At 67.2% G+C, this 2,404-nt stretch carries 3 protein-coding genes; all 3 read left to right on the plus strand.

The window, feature by feature from the left end; genetic code table 11:
* On the plus strand, positions 1–278 hold a 278-nt coding region (locus VEG08_16070), incomplete at its 5' end, for a hypothetical protein (protein ID HXZ29512.1).
* 78 nt (positions 279–356) lie between these two features.
* Positions 357–1,925 carry an AMP-binding protein gene (locus VEG08_16075; GenBank protein HXZ29513.1) on the plus strand — a complete coding sequence of 523 codons (1,569 nt, stop codon included), beginning with the start codon at positions 357–359 and terminating at the stop codon, positions 1,923–1,925.
* Between the two features lie 45 nt (positions 1,926–1,970).
* On the plus strand, positions 1,971–2,404 hold a 434-nt coding region (locus VEG08_16080; GenBank protein ID HXZ29514.1), incomplete at its 3' end, for a DUF4234 domain-containing protein.

Raw genomic sequence — 2,404 nt, forward strand, 5'->3', positions numbered from 1 at the left:
TGTTCAGTCCGGGGGAACCTTCGATCCCGTTTTTGCTCTGCTGGGTCTGGATCATCCCCGTCTGTCGTGGAGGGGCGCAGCCAATAGCCATGGTCGTCATCGGTGTACTCGCCACATCGCTGGTTCTCGCCGGTAGCTCTACCATGGGGAAAGACTTCCTCACTACCGATGGCGCCTCACTGATTAGGTGGGCTGGAGTGTCCCTCATGTTCCTGATGATTCCGTATCACCTGTGGCTTCGCCGCGCCGATACACAGCTTGGAGAGGAGGATTCTTAAGAAGCCTGGGCAAGCGCTCCCTCGCTTCCCTCGGGATGTGAGTAGCAAGACCGACGACTCAGTTACAATGTCCCCTACATGCGCACCCAGCTTCACGCCGACCCCGCCGGCGTGTTCTTGCACAACGCGATCCTGGAGGCCTGCCACCGCTTCGGCGAGCGCACCGCCGTGGTGGACACCTCCTGCTCACCCCCTGCCCGCCTTTCCTACGCCGGCTACGGCACGCGCCTGGAGCGCCTGGCCCGCGGCCTGGTGGCCGCCAGCCTGCGTCCCGGCGAGGTCGTCGCCATCTATCTAGCCAACTCGTGGGAGTTCGCCCTTAGCTACCACGCCGTCACCCTGGCCGGCGGCACTCCCACGCTGCTCAACCCCAGCTACCGCGAGCGCGAGGTGCGCTACCAGTTGGAGAACTCCGGCGCCGTCCTGCTCATCACCGACGGTCCGCTCATCCAGGAGATAAACCTCGCCGGCCTGCCCGCCCTGCGCCGCGTCTATCTCACCCGCAGCGGCACCGGCGGGGAGGCATTCTACGACCTGCTGCGGCCCTCGACCGCCGCTCTCCCCGCACCTGCAGAACCAGCCGAGCGCGCGCTGGCCGCGCTGCCCTACTCCAGCGGCACCACCGGCCTGCCCAAGGGCGTGATGCTCACCCACACCAACCTCGTGGCCAACGCCTACCAGTACCTCGCCCCCGGGGAGCGCGCCACCTACCAGGACGGCGAAGTGGTGCTCGACTTCCTGCCGCTTTACCACATCTACGGACTGAACGTGGTGCTCAGCCCCGCGCTCCTCATCGGCGGCACCCTGGTGCTGATGCCACGCTTCGACCTCGACCGCTCGCTCGAATGGATCGCCCAGGAGGGCGTGACCTTTCTGCCCATGGTCCCGCCGTGTATGAACGCTTTCTGCCAGGCCGCCGAGCAGGGCCGCTTCCCGCGCGAGCACCGCGTGCGTGCCGGCAAGAGCGGCGCTGCTCCCCTGGCCCCCGACCTCCCCAAGCGCTTCACCCAGCTCACCGGCATCCCCATCCGCCAGGGCTATGGCATGACCGAGGCCTCGCCCGTCACCCACATGGGCTACACCGAGCCCGAACTCTACCGCCCCGACTCGATCGGCCCGCCCCTGGCGCGGACCGAGTGCCGCATCGTCTCCGAGGCCGGCGCCGACCTGCCGCCCGGCCAGGCCGGCGAATTGGTCATGCGCGGCCCGCAATTCATGCTGGGATACTGGAAGAACCCCGAAGCCACCGCCGAGGTGCTGCGCGAGGGCTGGTACTGGTCGGGGGACGTCGCCTCCCGCGATGCCCAGGACTTCTACTTCATCGTCGACCGCCGCAAGGAGATGATCAAGTACAAGGGCTTCCCCGTCGCCCCCGCCGAGGTCGAAGCCGTCCTGCTGGAGCATCCGGCGGTGCGCGACTGCGGTGTGGTCCCCCTGCCCGACCGCGCCGCCGGCGAGATCCCCTGCGCTTTCATCGTGCTGCGCGACGGCGGCCCCGGCTCCGCTCACCTCGCCCAGGAGCTCTCCAGTTTCGTGGCCGAGCGCCTCACCGGCTACAAGCAGCCGCGCGAGGTGCGCTTCGTGGCCTCCATCCCCCGCAATCCTTCCGGCAAGATCCTGCGCCGCAACCTGCGCGACCTGCTGTAAGAACTGTCCTGGGTTAGAATGTGCGGCGCAAACTGGGAGGCGACCATGGCCGCCGTCGCAACCACCGCTCCTCCGCCCGCGCACCCCGCGGGCAAGCAGCGCAGCCTCGGCCTGATGGTCCTGTGGATGTTGTTCACCTGCAACATCTACTGGCTCTTCTGGCTCTACAAGACCTACAAGGAGGTCCGCGTCCACAGCCCCAACGCCACCACCGTCACTCCCGGAACGGCGGTCGGGTTCTTGTTCATTCCCGTGTTCGGCTTCTTCTGGTTCATCCGCATCGTGGTGAACCTGCCGCGCGCCATTCGCTCCATGCAAGCCGACCACCCCCAGGGCGAGCCCCTCCTGCCCAACGCCGCGGTGAGCTGCCTGCTGCTGGCAGGCTTCCTCTTCAACCTTCTCTCCAGCCTGCATCCCGCCATGCTCCTGCTGGGTGAGGCGTTCCTGCTCTCCGGTCTGCTGCTGGCGCAGAATGCACT

It is taken from the genome of Terriglobales bacterium, from assembly GCA_035624475.1.
In the GTDB taxonomy this organism is placed as follows: Bacteria; Acidobacteriota; Terriglobia; order Terriglobales; family Acidobacteriaceae; genus DASPRL01.